This is a genomic window from Paenibacillus sp. MY03 (assembly GCF_002165585.1).
Classification (GTDB): domain Bacteria; phylum Bacillota; class Bacilli; order Paenibacillales; family Paenibacillaceae; genus Pristimantibacillus; species Pristimantibacillus agaridevorans.
The window spans coordinates 125,746-148,646 of sequence record NZ_MXQD01000018.1 but is presented as its reverse complement, the minus strand read 5'-3'; the positions used below and the strand labels follow the sequence as shown (position 1 = coordinate 148,646).

Genomic DNA, 22,901 nt, shown 5'->3' with positions numbered 1-22,901 from the left:
AGCATGACCATACTTACCGGATTCGAGGGACCTCACATGGGCATACGCGTTGTCAAAACTGCCGTCGCGGCAATCGCGGCTATCTATACAGCTTATTATTTGGGATTGCAGCCTCCATTGTCGGCTGGCATTCTCGCCATACTCGGCGTCGAAGTGACGCGGAAGAAAGGGCTGCGGAGCGCTTTCAACCGTTTTCTGGCTTCGGTGCTGGGTCTTTTTTTCGCTTCGCTCATCTTCACGGTGCTGGGCTTCCATTACTGGGTGCTCGCGATTTTTATCTTGACGACATTTCCCGTGCTTGCGCGCGTACAATTGAAGGAAGGCGTGCTGACAAGCTCTGTTATCGTATTTCACCTCTTTGATCACAAAGGGGTCGACGTCCATATTATCGGCAATGAAATTATGCTGCTGCTTGCAGGTCTGGGCTGGGCGACGTTTATTAATCTCATCTATATGCCCAAAGAAGAAGAAGAGCTGTACGCGAAGCGCGCCGAGGTAGAAGGGAACTTTAGCGCCATTTTTCGGGAAATGTCGCTCACCTTAAGAAACCCATCCCATATATGGGATGGCAGTCAACTGTTGACTGCACAGCGCGCCATCGAAGCTGGCGAAGCGTTGGCGGTGCGCCATCGGGAGAATCGTCTGATGATTGCCAACGCGCCGTATTGGTCGACTTACTTCGAGATGCGCAGGCAGCAGCTCGATACGATACAGCAGATGCTGGTGGAGCTGGCGCTAATCTATGAGAAGTGGCCTCAGGGAGAGCAGATTGCAGAGCTTCTGGAAGGACTCAGCGAGTATGTAAAGGCGGAGGTGTACCTCGGCAAGTCGGAGCAGCGCGTATTCGAATTAACGGTCTCGTTCCGTCAGATGGAGCTCCCGCGAACGCGCGAGGAGTTCGAGATCCGCGCCGCTCTGCTGAAGCTGCTGCATGAGGTGGATCGTTACTTGATTATCGCGAAGCGGCTGAAGAAAAAAAAGGCGGAGGCGGAAGAGTCGAAGCTGGAGACGGTATAAGCTGCGCGGTGCGGTGTGCGGCGCTGCGCGGTTTTGCGTGGCGCAGAGTGAGAGAAGTACAAAAGCCGAGACGTTGAAGTTCGGCCTGGATACAGTTGGCTGCGGGCCGCTTAAAGGCCAGGCGGCTTATTTTGTTATGGCACCGACGTGCTATTTTAGTATAGAGGGCTGGGTTGGCAGGGGTCTATGCGAGTGATTGAAACATAACAGTACGGTTCAATGCTGCTTCTTAGGCTTGCCGCATTATCGGCTCTTAAGCTGCTGATTCTTAAATCTTTGATTATCAATCTATGTACGTGTGATTATATAAGTCCATGCATGCGAGCGCCGGCCGTTCAAATGACTTTGTCAAAGCAGCCAAGCATAATTGCATGGCTCCCGGAATATATTTGAACCAAACAAAAGGTTGAAGGTCGGCTAATCTCGTTTCCTGCGGGGATTGGCGCCTGGCGGGAGACAGACAAAATAAATTCGTCTGTTAAGACTCGTTTAATCAACAAACGCCTATGAACTGCATACACTTTAATTGAATGATTGTATGGAGGAGGTTAATTGAATGACTATTGCAGATAAACAGCTTCAGTGCAGAGAAATCATTACAAAAGCTGTCTGCGGCAAAGGTCGTAAGTTTTCCACTGTAACCCATACCGTTACACCGCCTCACCATCCGACCAGCATTCTGGGAGCATGGATCATAAACCATCAGTATGAAGCGGTTCGTTCGGGCGACGGTATTGAGGTCATCGGTACTTACGATATCAACATTTGGTATTCGTATAACAAAAACTCGCAAACTGACGTAGCCAAGGAATCCGTACAATTCGTCGAAAACGTGCCTCTTTCTTATGTAGACCCTAAACACAGGGTCGCGACGGAGGAAGTATCGGCGGAGGTGCTGCAAGAGCCTAATTGCATCGAAGCGAATATTTCGTCTAACGGCTCCAGCGTTACCGTTCGCGTGGAACGCGAATTCGCGGTGGAGATGATTGCCGAGACGAAAGTATGCGTAGCGGTTGTACCTGGCGGCTGCAGCGACGATGACGACAAGGATCTGGACTTTAGCCTCGGAGACGATGATGGCGACTTCGAGGATCTGGATCCCGATTTACTGGACGACGAGCTTTAAGGTTTAATCCGCTTCCGACGCGGATAAGGCATTATATGCCGGATATTCGGCAAATTCGAGGGCGAGAGCCCTCGTATTTTTTTTGGGCGGGTCTGGAATGAGGCGGAGTCGGGCAAGGAAGGGCAGTTTGAAAAGGGCGGTGCGAGAATGGCGGATACTTGGATATGGGAAGAAGGGGATGCATTCCCGCGCTTGCACGATCCTGTCAAGCGTTCAATCCATCAGAATAAATGGTTGCCAGCAATGGAGAAGTCGGCAGAAGGGTTGGAGGCTGGTAAAAAGAAAACGACAAAAGGACAGGCTGCTTCGAACACGGGCCCTCGGCCAGGAGACGCCGTAATCTTGATGTCAAGGGGATTATCAGACGAACAATCGGAAGTCGGAGGAGCCTGGCTGCTGAACGACGGAGCGGGATCAATGAAACGGCTGGACGATGAAGAACGGAATCGGCGGCTAAGCCGTGCGGGCTTAAGCGTGGCGTTTGCGTTGCCGGACGAACGAATCTATCGCGTTGAGCTGTTTCATTTGACGGCGATTGGCATCGTTCGGCTGAACGCCCGCGGCGAGGAACAAGCTGGCAGCAGGCTTAAGCCGCCGGAAGACGACGGGCTGCTTGCTCCGTTACGCTGGCCCGCAGAGTCGCCGCTGCGCGCGGTCGTTCGCGCTGCGACGCGTGCGCTGTATGCACTACGCCTCGACATAGGCGAGGCGGAAATCGCTCTTGGCTCGAACGGCAGGCTTGCCGTTCGAGCGGTGTATCCGCTGCTGCGCGACAAGCGCCGGCAAGCGGAAGCTTTGACGCGGTTCGCCGCATGGCACGCGGCGAACGCGAGCACTCCGGATCGGCGCATCCTGCTTGGCGCCGATCCGGAGTATGTGCTGTTGATGCCGAGCGGCAAGGTTGCGCAGGCATCGCGGTATTTTGGCTTCGGCGCCGGGGGCGCAGCAGGCGCCGACGCCATGCTCGTGGGGCGACGGCTGCTGTACCCCGTCGCCGAACTGCGGCCCGCGCCGGCTGAGAGCCCGGCCGCGCTTGCCGCGAATGTGCGGCGCCTGCTCGCGCGCGCCGCTGTCAAGGTCGGCGACCCCGGGCTGCGCTGGGTCGCGGGGGCCATGCCCGTGCCGGGGCTCGCGCTCGGCGGGCACATCCATATTAGCGGAGCGGCGTTGACCAGCCGCTTGCTCCGCTTGCTCGACAGCTGCGCGGCGTACCCGCTCGCGCTGGTGGAGGACCCTGCCGGGCGCGGCCGGCGTCCCCGATACGGCGTACTCGGGGACTTCCGGTTGCAGCCGCATGGCGGGTTCGAATATCGCACGCTGCCGAGCTGGCTCGTATCGCCGGCAGCGGCCAAAGCCGCCTTCGCGCTTGCGCTGTTATGCGCTCGCGAGGCGTTGGCGTTGCCCCGCGTGCCCGCATCCGGCGAGCGCTACGCGGAGGCGTATTACGCCGGCGACCGCAGCGAACTGGCGGTTTGCCTCGACGAGGTCGCGAACATAATCGCCGCGACGGACAGTTACGCCGGACTGGCTCGTTTTATCGAGCCGTTGTTCGACGCTGCGCGCCGCGGCCGGACATGGGACGAAAGCACCGATATCCGCGAGAAGTGGCGCGTCCCGTTGCATTAAGTGACATTCACCTCCGTAACTGTACCGTCCCGTAAACTCCGAATGTATCTGCAGGGCATCTCAAAGTCTCTACATTTATATTTGTTCCAATGGAATTCACCCCCAGATCACCGTACCACTAACCTAATGTGTATGAAAAAGCGATTACAATGGTTCGCAGCCCCCAAACACCGCCGACTAATTCCTCGGGTTATAGCACTCCACAGCTCACATTGGTATAATAGAGTTCTGGTGTTTAACCATTGGTAAGAAAATGAGCCGCAGAAACGCGGCGCGTTTATCTCATACATAGCAGGGGGCGAAGACGGTGTCCGGTTATACGCCGATGATACAGCAATATTTGTCGGTCAAGGAGGAAGCGAAGGACGCGTTCCTTTTTTTCCGTCTGGGCGATTTCTACGAGATGTTTTTCGACGACGCCATCAATGCATCGCGGGAGCTCGAGATTACATTAACAGGCCGGGAGGGCGGAGGCGCGGCGAAAATTCCCATGTGCGGCGTGCCCTACCATTCCGCGGATAACTATATTAACCGGCTTATCGAAAAAGGGTATAAAGTGGCCATCTGCGAACAAGTGGAAGACCCGGCGGCCGCCAAAGGCGTCGTGCGCCGCGAGATCGTCAGGATCGTGACGCCCGGCACGGTAATGGAGTCCAAACAGCTCGACGGCTCCACCAACAACTTCATAGCCGCGGTTGCGAATGCTGGAGGGGTAATTGGCCTTGCGGCGTGCGACTTGTCTACGGGCGAGCTTTACGTCACATCCTTCCCGGCCAATCTGGAAGCGCTCGTGGACGAGCTTAACGTGTACGTTCCGGCAGAGGTCGTAGGAGACGGCAACCTTCTCAAACAATTGGACGGCTCTCCAGCCTGGAGCAGAAAAGTGCCGCTTACCGATCGGGATCCCATCGGCGTGGATCGGCTAAACGAGCAATTCGGCGAAGCAGAGGTCGCTGCTTTGTCGAGCTCAACGGCTCGAATGGCGGCGCTTGGCATAATGACGGGGTATTTGGGCGAGACGCAGAAGCGTTCTTTATCCCACGTCAGACATATCCGCTCTTACGAGCCGAATCAATATATGATTTTGGACCATTTTACCCGCCGCAATCTGGAGCTGACAGAGACGGTGCGCGACCGAAGCAAACGAGGCTCGTTGCTCTGGCTGCTCGACCGTACCGGCACGTCGATGGGAGCCCGATTGCTTCGCAGGTGGATCGACAAGCCGCTGCTGAGCAGCTCGGCGATCGGAAAGCGGCTCGACGCGGTGGAGACGCTGTATCGCAATCTCATTTTGCGAGAGGACATCCGCTCCGAGCTGCAGCCGATCTACGACCTTGAACGGCTTGTAGGCCGGGTCGCTTACGGCAATGCAGGCGGACGCGATCTTATCGCGCTTAAGTCTTCCCTGCGCCGAATACCGAATTTGACTTCGCTCTGCCTGGCTTCCGGTTCGCCGGTGCTGGAGGAGCTAGTCGCGGGAGCGGATGATTGCGCGGATCTCGCCGATATGATCGAGACGGTGCTGGTGGACGAGCCGCCCGTATCCATTCGCGAAGGCGGACTTATTCGGGCGGGTTACGATGATTATTTGGACAGCTTGCGCGAAGCGAGCACAAATGGCAAACGTTGGCTGGCCGAGCTGGAGCGTCAAGAACGCGAGGCAACAGGCATCAAGTCGCTCAAGATTGGCTACAACAAGGTGTTCGGCTACTACTTGGAAGTATCCAAAGCCAATCTGACTTCGCTGCCGGAAGGCCGCTACGAGCGCAAGCAGACGCTTGCGAATGCCGAACGGTTTGTGACGCCGGAGCTAAAGGAGAAGGAACGTCTGATCCTCGAGGCCGAGGATAAAATGGTCGATCTCGAATATGCTCGCTTTATCGAGCTCAGGGATCATCTGGCGCTTCATCTGCATCGGCTTCAACGGGCTGCCGAGATGATTGCCGAGCTGGATGTGTACCAGTCCCTGGCGACAGTAAGCGCGGAGCGTAGATACACTCGTCCGATCGTATCGGAAGGTTACGATCTGGACATCGTGGACGGTCGCCATCCCGTAGTGGAGGCGATGATGGATGGCACTCCGTTCATCAGCAATGATACGCATTTGCGCTGTGACGAGGATTGGATCATGCTGATTACGGGACCCAACATGGCGGGCAAAAGCACCTACATGCGCCAGGCTGCCCTTATTTGCATTATGGCGCAGATCGGCTGCTTCGTCCCCGCCAAAGCTGCCGGAATTCCGCTGATCGACCGCATCTTTACGCGGATCGGCGCCGCGGACGACCTGATCGGCGGCCAGAGCACCTTTATGGTAGAGATGAAAGATATTCAAGTCATGACGGAAAAAGCTACTGCGAGCAGTCTGGTCATTATCGACGAGTTGGGCCGCGGTACTTCTACGGCAGAGGGAATGGCAATCGCTCAAGCCGTTATCGAATACGTTCATCATCATATCGGCAGCAAGGCGCTTGTATCTACGCACTTCCACGAGCTGGCTCATCTGGAGGAGTCTTTGCCCTCGCTTGGCAATGCGCGGATGGCCGTCGAGGAGAGCGGCGACGATGTTACCTTCCTTCGCAAACTCATTGCAGGAGCGGCAAGCACGAGTTATGGCATTTATTGCGCCCAACTGGCGGGACTGCCCCAGTCTATTATCGGACGAGCCTATGAATTGCTCGCCGATACGGATGATAGTTCCGAACGTACAACAGGTGGAGGAACATCGGCTGCCAGAGCGGGATCCGACATCGGCCAAACGAGGCAATCGCGATCCGCGCATCCGGCCCCAAACACGGCAATGGATAACGTGCGATCGGATGTGCGCGGGCAGGCTGCACACGGATACCGGGAGTCGGCTGCCGCAGTGGAATCCTCGTTGCTGCATGAGTCGGGTACGGGAGTCATGACCGAAAGCGCCTCAAAGGTTGAAGCGATCTCTCATGCAGAGAAGGCGCAAGGCTCTGTCATCCAGTTGTCTATGTTCGAAGAAGCGACGCCTGCGCTTGATACCGGCAAACGCAAAGCTTCTCCGAAGGCGGAGCAGCTTGCCGACGAGCTGCGCAAGCTGGATCTGTTTAATATGACGCCGATGCAGGCGATGCAATGGCTTAACGATATGAAGGGCAAGCTGAGAGATTAACGGACAAGCTAAGTTTGGAAGACGAGTAGAAGAGGGGAGGGATTGAGCATGGCCAGAATCAAAGTGCTTGACGAGCAGCTGGCGAACCAGATAGCGGCAGGGGAAGTGGTAGAGCGTCCTTCTTCCGTCGTCAAAGAGTTGGTTGAAAACGCGGTAGATGCCGGGGCAACGGTCATCGATGTTACGATTGAAGAAGGCGGCTTGTCGCTGGTTCGAGTGAGCGACAACGGAAGCGGCATTGAAGGAGATGATTTGCCTGCCGCTTTCCAGCGCCATGCTACGAGCAAAATATATACGGGAAGCGACCTGTTCCGCATTGCCAGTCTCGGATTCCGCGGAGAAGCGCTGCCCAGTATCGCGGCCGTCTCCAGGATGACTTGCGTCTCCGCGACAGATGGATCGGGACTGGCAAGGCGCCTTGTTATCGAAGGCGGAACGACGACGGCATTCGAGGCCGCAAATGCGCCTCAAGGCACCGATATGTCGGTCCGGGATTTATTTTACAATACGCCTGCCAGGCTGAAATATATGAAGTCGATCCAGACGGAGCTGGGACATATCTCCGATTATGTAAACCGCATCGCGTTGGGACATCCTGGCATCGCCATAACGCTCAAGCATAACGGCAGCGTGTTGCTGCGCACGCTCGGAACCGGCGACCGGCTGCAGGTGATCGCCGCTGTTTACGGAACCAGCACGGCCAAGGCGATGCTCCCGGTGACAGCGTCGGATGCCGATTATGAGCTGAGCGGCTACATCTCCAAGCCAGAGTTGACGCGCGCCAACCGCGGAAGCATCACAGTGATCGTTAACGGGAGATATATTCGAAGCCATGCGGTCAATCAATCGTTGATCCAGGCTTATCATACGCTGCTGCCGATTAACAGATTCCCGCTCGTCGTTGTCGAGCTTGGCATGCATCCCGGTCTGCTGGATGTCAACGTTCACCCTTCGAAGATGGAGGTTCGCTTCAGCAAGGAAGCCGAGCTGCGCTCGTTAATCGAACGCTCCGTCAAGACTGTACTGGACGGTCTGCGGCATATTCCCGGACCTGACTCTATAAGCAAACGCGAACGTACGGGTCCGCTATATGTTCAGGATACGATCTCCTTCCATATTGGAGACCGGTTGGAGGAGGGCGATCCTGCTAAAGCTCCGCTGCCAGAGCCTCCTGCCGAAAGGCCTGCCCGCAATAGCGGGAATTTGTCCGCGGAAGATGTCAGCAACAAGCTATCGGGAACTTCTCAGATGCTGTCATCGACTGAATCTCAAGACGGGCAACAATCGACATCATCTTTAACTGGTATTGATTCGCCGTCGAATGGCTCCCAAGAGGACCGACCATCGACATCATCTACGTTAACTGTTAATGAATCGCCTTCAATGGGCCGTTCGGAAGAGAAATCCGGCAGTTCAAAGGGGCGGAGCGAATGGTCACCCGAGCAGAGAACCTGGGGCGGCTCCGGCCGCTCTGCCTATTCGCAAGCAGGTTCTGACGGTCGAGGTCAGAAGGAGCGCAGTTGGAACGATCGCGAGTCGGCGTATGTGCCCAGAGACGCTGCGGAGAGGCTCTACGCGAGGCCGGATAGTGCCATGGAGACTTTCGCTGTACGCGAAGGGCGACATGGCGGCGCCACTGCCCAAAAGTCAGCCGATGTTGAGGAGGAAATCGATGCGGAGGCGTCCGTATCAAGCGAAATGCAAGCATCAACGGCAACGGTAAGCTCGCTTCTTTCAGCAGCAAAAGAATCGTTAACAGAAGCTTCCTCTCTGAGAGAAGCTGCTGCAGCTGTCGAATCCCCTTCCGAAAGGGAGTCCGGGTCGACAGAGACATCAAACGATGATAACCGCCGATCCCAAGGCGCGCTGAATTTCCCGGAGCTGCACTGGATCGGGCAGCATCATGGCACGTATATTGTGGCGCAGGCGGATGACGGATTGTATCTCATCGATCAGCATGCCGCCCATGAACGTATAAACTATGAATATTATCTTCATAAATTTGGGAATCCTGTAGCTGCAAGCCAAGGTCTTATCGTGCCGCTAACGCTGGAATTCACGGCTGGCGAAGCGACTCAACTTAGGGAATGTATCGGCTTGTTCGCCGACGCTGGCGTGGAGATCGAGCCGTTCGGCTCCCAGACATTTCTTGTCCGCGCGTATCCGGAATGGTTCCCGGCCGGCGAAGAGCAGTCGCTGCTTGAAGAAATGGCGGATCTTCTGATCGAGGAACGTAAGTCGATCAACATTACGAAGCTGCGCGAGAAGGCGGCCATTATGTGCTCTTGCAAGGCGTCCATCAAAGCGAACGATCGGTTATCTCGCGAAGAAGGCGATGCCCTGCTGGCGAGACTGTCGCGATGCGAGCAGCCCTATACTTGTCCCCATGGCAGGCCCATTATCGTTCATCTCTCCACCTATCAGCTTGAGAAAATGTTCAAGAGGGTGATGTCATGATCGTCACAACAGCGCCGATGCCGTCCGAACGGGTGTTGGCGCAGGCGAGACGACTCGCGGACGAGCTCTCTGCCGCATACGTGCAGCGGCGCAGCTCCTCCGTGCGCAAACTGCTGGAGCGCAGCGGAGATGGCCGCGCAATCGTCGTCACGGATCGAGAGATCCGATTTTATGACGGCGATGAGGCGCCGCCCCTGTTTTTCCATCCCAGCATGGCCTTCATCCGGGTGAAGCGACTGCGCAAGGGAGAAAGCGACCCGCTGCTCGACCTTTCCGGATGTCGCCCCGGAGACACCGTTATTGACTGCACCGCGGGCATGGCGGCCGATTCGCTGGTGTTCTCCTACGCGGTCGGGACTGCCGGCACTGTCGTCGCGATGGAGAGCGAGCCGATTCTGTGCGCGTTGGTGCGAGAAGGATTGTCTGCGTACGAGTCCGGACTGGAAGACGTCAATGATGCCATGAGACGAATCAAGATGATATGCCGGGAGCATGGCCAATATTTGGCGGAACAGCCCGACAACAGCGCGGATATCGTCTACTTCGATCCCATGTTCAGGCAGCCTATCCTGGAATCGTCCGCGATCGGGGCTTTCCGTTCAATCGCCAACATGGACGCGCTGACGACCGAAGTTGTCGAGCAAGCGAAACGCGTGGCCCGGCGCACGGTTATTATGAAGGAGCATCAAGGCAGCGGCGAATACGAGCGTCTCGGATTCGAGAAGAGGCATATCAATACATCGAAAATCGCATATGGAGTGATTCACGTTGACTGAAAAGCAAGAGAACGCGACGGATCGCAAACGTCAGCCGCTGCTCGTGCTGATCGGTCCCACGGCGGTTGGCAAGACGGCGCTTAGCCTAACGCTGGTGCAGCAATGGAACGCGGAAATTATATCCGGCGATTCCATGCAGGTCTATAGAGGGATGGATATCGGGACTGCCAAGCTCCCGCTGGCTGAGCGAGGGGGTATCCCGCATCATTTGATCGATATTTGCGATCCGGAGGAACCTTATTCGGCAGCCGATTTTCAAGCTGGCGCTCGAGCTGCCATCGAACACATCTCGTCACGGGGAAAGCTGCCTTTTATCGTCGGAGGAACAGGACTATATATAGAGTCGTTATGCTACAATTACCAATTCGCGGATAACGGCTCCGACGAAGCGTTCCGCGCGGAGCAAGAAGCTTATGCGACGGAATATGGTTTCGACGCCCTGCACGCCAAGCTTAAGGAGATCGATCCCGAAGCTGCGGAACGACTCCATCCCAACGACTTGAGGCGCGTGATACGGGCGCTGGAGGTCCATCATTTGACGGGACAGACGTTCTCGGAGCAGCAAGCGGGACAGAAAAAAGAGTCCCCCTACGAACTTTGTATTATAGGGCTGTCGATGGATCGTGCGACGCTCTACCGGCGGATCGAAGCTCGGATCGACGAAATGCTGGAACAGGGTCTCGTGGATGAAGTTAAGGACATCCTCGGCAGAGAGCTGCCTCCCCACGCGGTGCCGATGCAAGCGCTTGGCTACAAGGAAATCGCCGATTATTTGCAGGGCAATTGCTCCTATGAAGCGGCAGTTGAACGGCTGAAACGCGATACGCGAAGGTTCGCGAAACGGCAATTATCGTGGTTCCGGCATATGAAGGATATTCACTGGTTTGACGCAGGGGAAAATTTTCACAACAATTTGAGTGCAATTCATGCTATAATAGCAGGAAAGTTTCAAGATCATCTTGAATATCATACTAATCAATCTTTTTAGACGGGGGTAACGTCCAATGAACAAATCGATCAATATTCAAGATACGTTCCTGAACCAGTTGCGCAAAGACAATATTCCGGTTACGGTATTCCTGATGAATGGATTCCAAATTCGCGGCGTGATCAAAGCATTTGATAACTTTACCATTATTATCGACAGCGAGGGAAGGCAGCAAATGGTGTACAAGCATGCCATTTCGACGTTCGTTCCGCAACGTAACGTATCGCTCATGCAGCAGGACAACTCCCAGTCCGAGGTCTAGTTCACAGGATCGCATGAAACTTTCTTATAGAAGCGCACGTTAAACTAGATAGCGGCAAGCAAGGGCAACCCGCTCGCATGGGTTGCCCTTGGCGTTTCAAATAGGCCGCAACGTGTCCATTTTATTAATGCGAGTTCAGAGAAAAAGGGAGTGCAGGAGGGAATCATCATGGCTGAACCTAGGAAAACGAAAAGAAAAAGCGGGTCTAATGGAAAAAAACGCAAGGGCATTTCGGGACGGGCTTGGTTCTACGGTCTGTTCTTCACGGTTGTCATCGGCATAGTTTGCGGAGTTATCGGTTATCTGTTAATCATTCTAAATGGCGAACGGCTGCTGGAGGAACACGGCAGCAAGCTGGAGTTCGGCGAGGCGTCGATCATCTACGATGCCAAGGGCGAAGAGATTTCCAGACTGTACGACGTCATGGACCACCGGGAAGTCGCGGAGTTCGCGGAAATTCCGGAGTATATGCTTCACGCGATCGTCGCAACGGAGGACCAGCGGTTCTACGAGCACGCCGGACTGGACTTCTGGGCGATCGGCCGCGCGGTCGTCAAGGACGTAATTGCCAGAAGCGCGGTCGAAGGCGGCAGTACGATTACGCAGCAGCTCGCGAAAAACGTGTTTCTGTCGGCTGACAAGACGTTTTTCCGAAAAGCAACGGAAGCATCGATTGCTGTTGCGCTGGAGCAACAGATGACGAAGGATGAAATTCTCACCATGTACCTGAACCGAATTTATTTCGGCAAAGGGATTCACGGCATTAAGGCTGCGGCCGATTATTATTTTGATGTGGAGCTGAAGGATCTGCAGTTGTGGCAGGCGGCTACGCTAGCGGCTATGCCGAAGGCGCCTAACCGTTACAACCCTATCAATAATCCTGAGGATTCCAAAAATCGCCGCGCAGTCGTGCTGCAATTGATGTACGAACAGGATTATATCACCAAGGAAGAGATGGATGCGGCCAAGGCAGTCGAATACGAGGCGCCTGCGAGCCAGGAGCAATTCAAGTCCGGCAACTATCATGCTTTCGTCGATTTCGTCATCGAAGAAGCGATTGAGCTGACGAAGATGACCGAGGAGGAACTGCGAGTCAGCGGCCTGAAAATTTATACGACGTTGAATCAGCAAGCCCAACAATCGTTGGATACGCAAATTGCGAATGATGAGAACTTCGAGAAGAGCGTCGACGATCAGATCGTTCAAGCGTCCGTCATCATCATGGACCATCGCAACGGGGAAATCCAGGCGTTGTCCGGCGGACGCGACTATGTTAAGAAAGGCTGGAACCGGGTGACCAAGTACAGGCAGCCGGGTTCTGCGATCAAGCCGATCGTGTCGTACGGACCGGCCTTGGAGACCGGGAAGTACTTCCCATGGACGGAGCTTGCCAATGACAAGAAGTGTTTCTCCAACTATTGCCCGACCGACCGCTGGGGCGCGACCAAGGTGTCGATGAAGCAGGCGGTGAAGGATTCCCGGAACCTTGCAGCCGTTTGGATGCTTAATGAGATTGGCGTGAAACGCGGCGCGGAGTTCGCCAAGAAGCTGGGGCTCGAGCTGGAGCCGGACGACATGAACCTCGCGCTTGCGCTCGGCGGCCTGACGAAGGGCGCTTCGCCCCTTCAGATGGCAACGGCCTACAGCGTTATGGCGAACGGCGGCAAATCCGTCGATCCGCATACGATAACAAGCATCGAAGGGAAAAATTACAGCTTTGCATACAAAGCTCCAGAATCCAAGCAACTGATGTCGCCCGAAACGGCCTGGTATTTGACCGATATGATGCTCTCCGTCGTGCAGAAAGGCGGCACGGGCAGCAAAGCGGCGATCGACAGGCCCGTAGCGGGCAAGACGGGCACGACGCAGCACGGCATCAAAGGCTTCTCCGGCGACGGCATCAAGGACGCCTGGTTCGTCGGCTACACGCCGGAGTGGACAGCGGCGGTATGGATGGGATACGATAAAACAGACTTGCAACATTACCTGAAGACGGGCGGCTCCCAATCCGCGGCGTTGTTCGCCAAGATCATGAAGCCGGCCATGCAGGGCGTCAAGCAAGGAAGTTTCCGGCAGCCCGAGGAAACGCAGGAAGACAAAGCGCCGGAGAAGGTGGCCAACTTCAAGGCCGTCTACAATCCGGACGAGGTCCGAGTCGATCTGAGCTGGGATGCCAGCGCGGAGCCGGATATTATCTATGAGATTTACCGCAAGGAATTAAACGAAAGTGATTTTTCGGTTTTTGATTCCCGCGAGACGACAAGCGTGACCGACATGAGCATTTTCCCGGGGATGACTTACGATTATTATGTCGTCGCCCACGATACGAAGAGCAAGCTGTCTAGTAGTCCGAGTCAGAGGATTACGATCCAGGTGCCCGAGGTGGATCTCGGATTGCCGGAGGTGCCGATGGATCCTGAACCGACCGCGACGCCGGATCCCGGCGCAACTACGCCGCCGCCGGACGGCGGGGATAACGGCGGCAACGATGGCGGGGGCAGCACGACGGAACCGACTGCTCCGATCGGTACGGAGCAGCCTGGAGACGGAGGCGAGCCGACACCAACTCCGACTCCGATTACGACGGGTAACAATGAAGGCGGAGAGGCAGCAGGACAGCCAACTTCGGAGGGAGCGTAAGTTCCCCTCCGCCACGGAATAGGTGGTAGATGAATCATGCAATTCGCGGGTCTGGGCAGAGCGATGTTGCTGTGGCTATTCCTATTGCTCCTGTTAGCGGGATGCGGATCAAACAACGCTTCGCAGCTGTCCGCGCAGGGACAGGATGGAAATGCCAAAGTTATGAGCTGGAGCAAGATGCCGGAGATGTCGATTGATCTGGACTACGATTACAAGGCGCTTATCGAGACATCAGAGGGGAGCTTCGAAATTCTTCTGTATGCGGACAAAGCGCCTGTAACGGTGAACAACTTCGTCTTTTTAGCGAACGAAGGGTTCTATGAAGGTTTGAAATTTCATTCCATTATCGAATCGTTTATGATTCAGACGGGCGATCCCCTTGGCAACGGCACCGGTACCGCTGGATATCTCATTCCGGATGAGCTGGATATTCAATCCACTTATAAGGAAGGCGTTGTCGCCATGTTCAATTCCGGCACTCCGAATTCCGGCAGCAGCCAGTTCTTTATTTGTACGGGACCTGACGCCTCGAATCTTAACAGGCAGCCGAATTATACGATCTTCGGAGAAGTATCGTCGGGGATGGATGTCGTACAAGCCATCTCGAGAACGCCTGTGAAAAACGGTCAACCGGTAGAGGATGTAACGATCGTACGCATTACCATACAAGAGAGCTGAAGGACAAGCAGTTTCGACGGAATTATTTCGTTGAAGCTGCTTTTCTGCTAACAGAGCTTGGTTTATTTTCCCCATGCGCTGGAGATGGACGTTAAGTTATGGTAATCTTTTTTTATAGGAGTGTTCCTTGTGAACACGTGGGCCGTCCCATTGGAGCGGCGGACGTCATTCCTAAATGAACGGAAAGGTACGTTCCGTATGAAGAGAAAATTTTCCGATCGCGCGAACTGGCGCCGCATATTGCGAAGAAGTTATTCTTGCCTGGCGCTTGATGGAGACGAGTTTAGAGGGCTCGTAACCTTCTACCGGATCCATGAGCTTAGGGAGCCTCTCTGGAAAGAATATGACGGACGAAGGCTCTGCCTGGCAGACCGTGGTTATTTATGGATGCAGCACTTTCCCAAGGGCGAGCACTTTGTCGTAACGACAATGTTTGATGACAAGGGCCGAGTCGTGCAATGGTATATCGACGTGTGCAAGACGCAAGGTTTGACTGATCAGCAAGTGCCGTGGTTCGACGATCTGTATCTGGATGTTGTCGTGCTGCCAAGCGGCGAAGTGTATTTGATGGACGAAGACGAACTGGAGGACGCCCTCAGGCAAGGCGCCGTCTCCAACAAGGATGCCGCGCTTGCGCGCAAGACGGCAGGAAGGCTGCTGTCAAGCATTCGCAATGGCAGATTCCGTTATTTCACGCTTAGTCTCAAGCATCGCAAGAGCCTCATGGAACGAACAGGGGAGCTCAGCGAGTCATGAAGAGCAGTGTCAAGCATCGGAGGAGCAGCACGCGCCGCCGCCGTAAGTCTTCCAGGCGGCCGTGGCTGCTTTTCTTTCGTCTATTCGTATTTGTATTGTTCGCGGGCATTGCCTGGTGCTTATACGCGGCATGGTATCTTAATCATACGATTCCCGAGCTAGAAGAGGGGACGCGCGCTGATGCGGGCATCGTGCTTGGCGCAGCCCTGTGGAATGATGTTCCCAGTCCGGCGCTCAAAGAACGGCTGGATTATGCCTACCAGCTGTACGAAGATGGAGTTGTTGAGGTATTGATTCTGTCCGGCGGTTATGGCGGCGTATCCTCGAAGCTGTCAGAGGCGGAGGGCATGCGCAACTACTTGACGTCGAAGGGAATGGCGGAGGACAAGCTGATCTTAGAGATGGAGGCTGGCAATACCTACGAGAATCTCGTATTCGGCAAGCGAATCGGCGAGGAAGCGGGCTATAGCGATTTTGTCGTCATTACGCATGACTATCATGCGCCTAGAGCGAAGGAAATGGCAGAGTTTGCCGGCTTCGAGCCGGCGCTTGTAACAGGCGTCAAATCTCGCGTTCTGAACCAGTTCTATAATGATTCCCGAGAGGTGCTCGCCTATACGAAATGGAAGCTGGATTCCTTGCTGATGCGCATCGGTTTCTTGTCCCGATAACTCGTTGCTGCGAATCTGCTAATATGCTGTCCTGAGAGAGAATAAGATTGTAATGCGGCAGGTTACTGTTACGCTACAGCTTCTGTACAAAGGACAGGTGATGCGTCAGATGAACGGACACGTCATATCGGGACCAGGCAGCGGATCCTCCAGACCTTCCCGTCAAATCAACGTGGTGCTCAGAAGCCATGAGGCAGCGGGAGCGGCTTCTGCGCATGCGCTGGAACCCGAACCGCTTCCAAGCGTCAAACCGTTGCCGGCAGTCGATCACTTCGCGGAAATTCAGAAAGAACTTGAACCTATGATCGGCATGGAAAACGTAAAAAATCTGGTATACGAAATTTATGCGTTGTTATACATTAGCCGGATGCGCACGGAAGCGGGATTGTTCGGCGGTTCGCAAGTATATCATATGATCTTTAAAGGCAATCCCGGGACGGGCAAAACAACGATTGCCCGGATTATCGCCAAGCTGTTCCAGAAGATGGGCGTGCTTGCGAAAGGACATCTCATCGAGGTAGAGAGAGCCGATCTTGTCGGCGAGTATATCGGACACACCGCGCAAAAAACAAGGGATCTAGTTCGCAAGGCGCTTGGCGGCGTATTGTTTATCGACGAGGCTTACAGTCTCGCCCGAGGCGGGGAGAAGGACTTCGGCAAAGAAGCGATCGATACGCTTGTAAAAGCGATGGAAGATCATCGAAGCGGGTTCATTCTCATTCTGGCCGGTTACCCGCTTGAGACGGAGCAATTCCTGATGACGAATCCGGGTCTGCCTTCCAGGTTCCCGATCCAGATCGAATTCCCGGACTATTCTGTGGATCAGTTGCTGCAGATTGGCGAGCTGATGGTAAAGGAGCGCGATTACGTCATGTTGCCTCAAACCGTATTCAAGCTCCGACAGCATTTGATGCAAGAGAAGCAAAACGATCTATTCTCCTTCAGCAATGCCCGGTTCGTGCGCAATGCCATCGAGAAGGCGATCCGGCATCAGGCTGTCCGCCTGATCGGACAATACTCCAATTCCATCCCGGCGAAGGGCGAATTAATGACCATTCGTCCAGAGGATCTAAAGCTTTGATTTAAGCAATACTGCACGACGAAAGGGAGACAAACAGAGTGATGAACGAGCAACTAGAGAGAGAACTGATTTGGGAACAACTGATTGCGCTGGCTGATCGTGCAGAGGACGAAGCGGCAGAAGCATTCCGGCGTACGGCACGGATAGCGGAGCGCAATCAGTGGAAGGTTATTGAAGCGTTCAAGCGACAAGGAGTCAGCGATTTCCACTTTGCAGGCTCGACTGGCTATGGCTACAACGACCGTGGGCGAGAGGTGCTTGATCTCGTCTACGCCGATGTTATGGGGGCTGAAGCCGCGCTTGTTCGTCCCCACTTCGCATCCGGCACCCATACGATCAGCTGCGCGTTGTTCGGTGTGCTTCGTCCCGGCGACGGGCTTCTGTATGTAACGGGGAAGCCTTACGATACGCTTCACAAAGTAATCGGCAAAGCCGGCGACGGTACGGGCTCGCTTGCAGATTTCGGTATCGGTTACGGTGAGGTTGCGCTGCTGGAGGATGGCAGCCTGGATTGGGATGGCATCGAAGCGTCGATTACAGAGCGGACGAAGGTCATTGGCGTGCAGCGATCCAGAGGTTACGCTTGGCGTGCCTCCTTTACGGTTGCGGAGATTGGAGAAATCGTGACGAGGGTAAAGGCCATTAGAGAGGATCTTATTGTCTTCGTGGATAATTGCTACGGCGAATTCACGGAACTGCAAGAACCAACGGAGGCAGGCGCCGATCTCATCGCAGGTTCCCTGATCAAAAATCCGGGAGGCGGCATTGCGGAAACAGGGGGATATATTGCCGGCAAACGAGAACTCGTGGAAGCAGCCTCATACCGGCTGACCGCTCCAGGAATCGGGGGAGACGTAGGAGCCATGTTAGGGACGCTGCGCTCCTTGTTCCAAGGACTGTTTCTCTCCCCTCATATGGTGGGACAAGCCGTTCAAGGCAGTATCCTGGCCGCTGCGTTGTTCGAAAAGTTGGGGTTCGAGACGAAGCCGGCCTGGAACGAAGTTAGAACGGATCTCATTCAGGCTGTCCGGTTCGGAAGCGCCGAGCCGCTTATCGCTTTCGTCCAGGGCATTCAGCAAGCGGCGGCAGTAGACGCTCATGTTGTGCCGGAGCCGTGGGACATGCCTGGTTATGACAATCCCGTCATTATGGCTGCAGGTACCTTTATGCAAGGGGGCAGTCTGGAACTGTCGGCGGATGCGCCTATTCGAGAGCCTTATATTGCCTATATGCAAGGCGGGCTGACTTATGGACATGCCAAATACGGCGTTCTGACCGCGCTGGAGAAGCTGGTTAAAAGCGGATTGATTGTGATCAAACCTTACATAACTTGACACATTTGTGGCTCGACGATACAATGAAGCTATAAATGAGCGACTGGAAGGTTGATGCGAATTGGCAGATGAATTACGCAGAAACATGGCCCTATTCCCGATCGGCATCGTCATGAAGCTGACCGATTTGACGGCGCGACAAATCCGTTATTACGAACAGCACGAATTGATCGTGCCTGCCAGGACCGCTGGCAATCAACGGTTGTTCTCGTTTAATGACGTCGAACGACTGCTAGAGATCAAATCTTTGATAGAGAAAGGCGTAAACATCGCTGGCATCAAACAGGTTATGAATCCTGTATCCAAGGAGTCGGACGATGCTACCTTGGTAAGCGAACAATCCGAAGTGAAGCGCAGGGAGCTGTCCGATCAGCAGCTACACCGACTGCTTAAGCAGCAGCTGTTGGAAAAGAGACCGGGCAGAACGTCCATGATCGAAGGACAATTATCCCGTTTCCTTAATAAACGGTAATTTGGAGAACGACACAAAGGAGATGATTCTGTGAGTTTTACAAAAGAGGACATCAAACGTATTGCCCAGGAGCAAAACGTTCGTTTTATTCGTTTGCAATTTACCGATCTGCTAGGCACGATTAAAAACGTCGAAATTCCGGTCAGCCAGCTGGATAAGGCGCTTGATAACAAAATGATGTTTGACGGTTCTTCCATCGAAGGTTACGTTCGGATAGAAGAATCCGACATGTACTTATATCCTGATCTCGATACATGGGTCGTATTCCCTTGGGTAACGCAGGATCGCGTAGCGAGACTGATCTGCGATATCTATATGCCTGACGGCACTCCTTTCGCAGGCGATCCGCGCGGCATCCTCAAGCGCGCGCTCAAGGAAGCCGAAGTGCTCGGTTATACGGCTATGAATGTTGGTCCGGAGCCGGAGTTCTTCCTGTTCAAGACGGATGAGCGCGGCGAACCGACGACGGAGCTTAACGACCACGGCGGTTATTTCGACTTGGCCCCTATGGATCTCGGCGAGAACTGCCGCCGCGAGATCGTACTTACGCTGGAGGAGATGGGCTTCGAGATCGAGGCTTCCCATCACGAAGTCGCTCCGGGACAACATGAAATCGACTTCAAATATGCAGACGCCATTAAGGCGGCGGACCAGATCCAAACGTTCAAGCTTGTCGTTAAGACGATTGCACGGGTACATGGTTTGCATGCATCCTTTATGCCTAAGCCTTTGTTCGGCGTTAACGGATCCGGTATGCACTGTCACATGTCCCTGTTCCAGGGCAATACGAACATGTTCTATAATGAGAAGGACAAACTTGGTCTCAGCGACACGGCACGTTATTACATGGCGGGAATACTCAAGCACGCTCGCGCTATGGCTGCCATCACGAATCCGACGGTCAACTCTTACAAACGTCTGGTGCCTGGTTATGAAGCTCCTTGCTACGTTGCGTGGTCGGCCAGCAACCGCTCGCCGATGATCCGAATCCCGGCTTCCCGTGGCTTGTCTACGCGCGTAGAGGTTCGTAATCCGGATCCTGCCGCTAACCCGTATTTGGCACTTGCCGTAATGCTTAAGGCTGGGCTCGACGGTATTCAAAACCAATTGCCGTTGCCGGCTCCGACGGACCGCAATATCTATATCATGACAGAAGAAGAGCGCATTGATTCCGGAATTCCAAGCCTTCCATCGAATCTTAAGGAAGCGCTCGAAGAGATGCTTAGAAGCGGCGTCATCACCGAAGCGCTCGGCGACCACGCTCTCGCTCACTTCTACGAGTTAAAGGAAATCGAATGGGATATGTATCGCACCCAAGTGCATCAATGGGAACGCGATCAATATCTGACGTTGTACTAAGCTAAAGAATGGCGTAGTGGTGCGGGTTTTCGGGTATTATGATTCGGGGGCATTTGCATATGACAAAGGTTTAGTCGGGCGTTGCCCCCGAAACACCCCCCGACTTTGAAAAGCCGCCCCCAAAAACGTTAGCTGTATAAAAACAATAGCTTAAAGAGAATTTCGGAAGCATATCAGGGTGATGCTGATTTTGCAAACTATAGTTCTGTGGTGCATCAATCAATTGCTTCAATAACTGGACAAACTACACGCGGAAACGTGTTTAGTTTTCTGTATGATGTGAATGACTATATGTCAAATTAATTAGATTTTAATAAGATGTAACACCGCGAGCTCTCGATATATTCGGGAGCTTATTTTTTTTTTTTTTTTTCGAGAGAAAACAAAAAGAACAGCCTTTGAATTAGCATTGGTCTGTTCTTTTTGTATTTTTGATATTTCTTATTATAAATCGACCCTTGAGGATGCGACAGTGTTTCATCGCATGGCACGTGTAGTGCCTTCTTAGGGAAGCAATGGATCACGCTTCACTTCGAACCTCTGGGCCGAATAAAGTAATTAGTTTTCAGCCCGGAACAGGATCAGTATGATGACCCAGCGACCAATTTTGATCGACATCCGGTTCCCTCCTCTCGGGCGGTATTGGACAATGATACGATATGAGTGTCAATTCAACAAGAGTCCGAAAGAGCGAAAATCATATGTCCATAATTGTAGTATTCTGGTAGAATAGTCCCATAATGTAGTAATGGGGGGCTGACATTGGAAAGTGCTTTTAGTGATAGTACAGGTATGTTTTCTGCTGGTGCTGGAATAATCGTAAAGATGTTGTTCTTGTACATAATTTTACCCGAGATTGTCGTCATTATTGTAATAGGAGGCATCCTGAGAATTCGAGGGAAGTTGTTCGGATTTCTATGTACGGGCGAGGCTTATTGGGATTCTATTTATTTGCGACGTATGGTCTTCCACAAATGACTGAGGAAGTCACACAATTAGTAAAATAGGTGATCTGAAAGAAGTTGAAAAGGATATTAGTAGCATATAGCGTAAATATAATCTATCGGGGGAAATTTCTTGAGACATCAATCCAGTATTAAAATCACTATACTCATTGGACTCGTTATATTGTTGAGCGCTTGCTCCTTAAGATATGAATATACTAGAGTTAGTGCAACCATTATTCATAAGGAGTTCGAAGATGGTTATTACGAAACTGTAAACACAACAGACTACCAAGGTAATCCTACGACTAAGCAAGAATATGTTCCCGCTGAGTGGGATATCACAGTTGATTACAATGGTATTCAAGCGGAATTCGAGTTTACTGATATAGAATATTGGAATAATCATCAGATTGGTCAGACTATGAAAGTCTATCTGCGCTCAGGCTATGATGAAGACGACAAGTTAGTAACTCAATCATTGGAACTATTTAAAGATTAAAAATCCATGAAAAGAGTATTTGATAACGAGATAAAGTTTTATATTATACATTTATCAGTAGTAAACCAACAGTTTAATAAGAATACAATAATATCATAAAGAGCTCTCGGGATTCTGAGGGCTTATTTTATTGGGAAGGGAGTTGAAAATTTGGCGGAAATCAAAAAGAAACTTTAGAAATTGGCCGACCTCGATAATCCGGTTGAAGAGATCAAGGAATGCGTCATTGCCATTTCCATTATGCATGGGGAACGGCAGATCGACATTCTCAAAGCGGTTGAGTTATGGCTAGGAGAAACCATAACCAATTACGAAAAACAGCAGGAGCAGCCACAACAAGAAACAGAACCAAAAATTGAGCTGGCAGTGTAACAAGGTTCCGAGTCAGGAATCTTGTTTTTTATTTGCTCAGGAAAATTTTTCTTAGCTAGGCGGGGCCTATTTTAATGGGGAGGTAATCGATTGATGGATACACTTATCAAGCCAGGAGTCGCTATTGGCGGTGCAATCGCATCATTTATGTTTAGGGGATTGGCACTCTCGCCATTGTGGCCGTCGCGCATATGCTTGATACGATTATTGGAGACGCTCATCTTATCAGGGATGCAGCGATCTATTTTTATCTGGCAGGGGAGCTTTTGAGTCTGGTTGAAAACGCTGGACGTCTTGGTATCCCAATCCCTCCGGCTATAAGTAAAGCGGTCGAGGTGCTACGTGGCAGATCTGGAGGTGTCAGCAATGATCGCTCATAAGCGTATACGTATCGTGAACAATAAGCTGGAGGAGGGTCCGCTGACATATACACTCAGCGGCGCCCACAGCAAGGGACAAGGCTGGACAGATATTCGGGTGGCTGATGTGCCGGAGGCGGCCATCCTGCGCACGGAGCTTGTTACAGGCACTGGCAAAACCGTGAATCAGATCCTCGCCGAACTGGTCAAACAGCACGGAGGCAACTGGATCTGCTTTAACGCTTCATATTTCAATCCCTCTTCCGGTGCTCTGCTCGGCTTAACACACCGCAATGGTAAGACATCTATCCGCCACGCACCGCCGAGGTAACACCTTCT

The 22,901-nt window shown here is 53.2% G+C and carries 20 protein-coding genes; all 20 read left to right on the top strand.

Annotated features, from left to right (window positions below):
- The first annotated feature begins 3 nt into the window (after positions 1-3).
- The 20 genes from B1748_RS18025 to B1748_RS17925 all read left to right on the top strand — a co-directional run bounded on the left by B1748_RS18025 (position 4) and on the right by B1748_RS17925 (position 22,893).
- Positions 4-1,017: an aromatic acid exporter family protein gene (locus B1748_RS18025; protein ID WP_256975747.1), complete on the top strand. Its 1,014-nt coding sequence runs from the start codon at positions 4-6 to the stop codon at positions 1,015-1,017.
- A 556-nt stretch (positions 1,018-1,573) separates the two neighbouring features.
- A complete protein-coding gene (locus B1748_RS18020; RefSeq protein WP_087569315.1) occupies positions 1,574-2,143 on the top strand; it encodes an outer spore coat protein CotE in 570 nt (189 codons plus the stop codon).
- A 147-nt stretch (positions 2,144-2,290) separates the two neighbouring features.
- Positions 2,291-3,769, top strand: coding sequence for a putative amidoligase domain-containing protein (locus B1748_RS18015; protein ID WP_087569314.1), 1,479 nt, complete (start codon positions 2,291-2,293; stop codon positions 3,767-3,769).
- Between the two features lie 307 nt (positions 3,770-4,076).
- The gene (gene mutS, locus B1748_RS18010) at positions 4,077-6,911 is read left to right on the top strand and encodes a DNA mismatch repair protein MutS (protein ID WP_087569313.1); all 2,835 of its coding nucleotides are present in this window, start codon (positions 4,077-4,079) and stop codon (positions 6,909-6,911) included.
- A 48-nt stretch (positions 6,912-6,959) separates the two neighbouring features.
- A complete protein-coding gene (gene mutL / locus B1748_RS18005; RefSeq protein WP_087569312.1) occupies positions 6,960-9,368 on the top strand; it encodes a DNA mismatch repair endonuclease MutL in 2,409 nt (802 codons plus the stop codon).
- On the top strand, positions 9,365-10,144 hold the full coding sequence (locus tag B1748_RS18000; protein WP_087569311.1) for a class I SAM-dependent methyltransferase: 780 nt from the start codon (positions 9,365-9,367) through the stop codon (positions 10,142-10,144). Before mutL ends, B1748_RS18000 begins: the two co-directional genes overlap by 4 nt.
- A complete protein-coding gene (miaA, locus tag B1748_RS17995) occupies positions 10,137-11,132 on the top strand; it encodes a tRNA (adenosine(37)-N6)-dimethylallyltransferase MiaA (protein ID WP_179215659.1) in 996 nt (331 codons plus the stop codon). The genes B1748_RS18000 and miaA overlap by 8 nt, the downstream gene beginning before the upstream one ends.
- Before the next feature lie 16 nt (positions 11,133-11,148).
- On the top strand, positions 11,149-11,394 hold the full coding sequence (gene hfq / locus B1748_RS17990; protein WP_087569310.1) for an RNA chaperone Hfq: 246 nt from the start codon (positions 11,149-11,151) through the stop codon (positions 11,392-11,394).
- 168 nt (positions 11,395-11,562) lie between these two features.
- On the top strand, positions 11,563-14,034 hold the full coding sequence (locus B1748_RS17985) for a transglycosylase domain-containing protein (protein ID WP_087569309.1): 2,472 nt from the start codon (positions 11,563-11,565) through the stop codon (positions 14,032-14,034).
- Between the two features lie 36 nt (positions 14,035-14,070).
- A complete protein-coding gene (locus B1748_RS17980) occupies positions 14,071-14,712 on the top strand; it encodes a peptidylprolyl isomerase (RefSeq protein WP_087569308.1) in 642 nt (213 codons plus the stop codon).
- A gap of 198 nt (positions 14,713-14,910) precedes the next feature.
- Positions 14,911-15,468: a ribonuclease FAU-1 family protein gene (locus tag B1748_RS17975; protein ID WP_087569307.1), complete on the top strand. Its 558-nt coding sequence runs from the start codon at positions 14,911-14,913 to the stop codon at positions 15,466-15,468.
- Positions 15,465-16,139 (top strand): YdcF family protein, encoded by a 675-nt coding sequence (locus B1748_RS17970; protein ID WP_087569306.1) that lies wholly within the window; start codon positions 15,465-15,467, stop codon positions 16,137-16,139. Before B1748_RS17975 ends, B1748_RS17970 begins: the two co-directional genes overlap by 4 nt.
- Before the next feature lie 109 nt (positions 16,140-16,248).
- Positions 16,249-17,220, top strand: coding sequence for an AAA family ATPase (locus B1748_RS17965; RefSeq protein ID WP_087569369.1), 972 nt, complete (start codon positions 16,249-16,251; stop codon positions 17,218-17,220).
- Between the two features lie 41 nt (positions 17,221-17,261).
- Entirely contained in the window at positions 17,262-18,554 is a 1,293-nt protein-coding gene (locus tag B1748_RS17960) for a methionine gamma-lyase family protein (protein ID WP_087569305.1), read from the top strand.
- Between the two features lie 61 nt (positions 18,555-18,615).
- The gene (locus tag B1748_RS17955) at positions 18,616-19,026 is read left to right on the top strand and encodes a MerR family transcriptional regulator (RefSeq protein ID WP_087569304.1); all 411 of its coding nucleotides are present in this window, start codon (positions 18,616-18,618) and stop codon (positions 19,024-19,026) included.
- A 30-nt stretch (positions 19,027-19,056) separates the two neighbouring features.
- Positions 19,057-20,385, top strand: a complete 1,329-nt coding sequence (glnA, locus tag B1748_RS17950; protein ID WP_087569303.1) for a type I glutamate--ammonia ligase — start codon at positions 19,057-19,059, stop codon at positions 20,383-20,385.
- A 1,077-nt stretch (positions 20,386-21,462) separates the two neighbouring features.
- Positions 21,463-21,831, top strand: a complete 369-nt coding sequence (locus tag B1748_RS17940; protein ID WP_087569301.1) for a hypothetical protein — start codon at positions 21,463-21,465, stop codon at positions 21,829-21,831.
- Positions 21,832-22,011: 180 nt separating this feature from the next.
- Positions 22,012-22,203: a hypothetical protein gene (locus B1748_RS17935; RefSeq protein WP_087569300.1), complete on the top strand. Its 192-nt coding sequence runs from the start codon at positions 22,012-22,014 to the stop codon at positions 22,201-22,203.
- A 158-nt stretch (positions 22,204-22,361) separates the two neighbouring features.
- The gene (locus tag B1748_RS17930; protein ID WP_373271284.1) at positions 22,362-22,583 is read left to right on the top strand and encodes a phage holin family protein; all 222 of its coding nucleotides are present in this window, start codon (positions 22,362-22,364) and stop codon (positions 22,581-22,583) included.
- Positions 22,570-22,893 (top strand): hypothetical protein, encoded by a 324-nt coding sequence (locus B1748_RS17925; RefSeq protein ID WP_087569298.1) that lies wholly within the window; start codon positions 22,570-22,572, stop codon positions 22,891-22,893. Before B1748_RS17930 ends, B1748_RS17925 begins: the two co-directional genes overlap by 14 nt.
- Positions 22,894-22,901: the final 8 nt, after the last annotated feature.

Excerpts from the sequence above, each read along its gene's own strand:
- B1748_RS18025 (WP_256975747.1), top strand. The coding sequence starts at position 4 with ATGACCATACTTACCGGATTCGAGGGACCTCACATGGGCATACGCGTT.
- B1748_RS18020 (WP_087569315.1), top strand. The coding sequence starts at position 1,574 with ATGACTATTGCAGATAAACAGCTTCAGTGCAGAGAAATCATTACAAAA.
- B1748_RS18015 (WP_087569314.1), top strand. The coding sequence starts at position 2,291 with ATGGCGGATACTTGGATATGGGAAGAAGGGGATGCATTCCCGCGCTTG.
- mutL (WP_087569312.1), top strand. The coding sequence starts at position 6,960 with ATGGCCAGAATCAAAGTGCTTGACGAGCAGCTGGCGAACCAGATAGCG.
- B1748_RS18000 (WP_087569311.1), top strand. The coding sequence starts at position 9,365 with ATGATCGTCACAACAGCGCCGATGCCGTCCGAACGGGTGTTGGCGCAG.
- hfq (WP_087569310.1), top strand. The coding sequence starts at position 11,149 with ATGAACAAATCGATCAATATTCAAGATACGTTCCTGAACCAGTTGCGC.
- B1748_RS17985 (WP_087569309.1), top strand. The coding sequence starts at position 11,563 with ATGGCTGAACCTAGGAAAACGAAAAGAAAAAGCGGGTCTAATGGAAAA.
- B1748_RS17980 (WP_087569308.1), top strand. The coding sequence starts at position 14,071 with ATGCAATTCGCGGGTCTGGGCAGAGCGATGTTGCTGTGGCTATTCCTA.
- B1748_RS17975 (WP_087569307.1), top strand. The coding sequence starts at position 14,911 with ATGAAGAGAAAATTTTCCGATCGCGCGAACTGGCGCCGCATATTGCGA.
- B1748_RS17970 (WP_087569306.1), top strand. The coding sequence starts at position 15,465 with ATGAAGAGCAGTGTCAAGCATCGGAGGAGCAGCACGCGCCGCCGCCGT.
- B1748_RS17965 (WP_087569369.1), top strand. The coding sequence starts at position 16,249 with ATGAACGGACACGTCATATCGGGACCAGGCAGCGGATCCTCCAGACCT.
- B1748_RS17960 (WP_087569305.1), top strand. The coding sequence starts at position 17,262 with ATGAACGAGCAACTAGAGAGAGAACTGATTTGGGAACAACTGATTGCG.
- B1748_RS17925 (WP_087569298.1), top strand. The coding sequence starts at position 22,570 with ATGATCGCTCATAAGCGTATACGTATCGTGAACAATAAGCTGGAGGAG.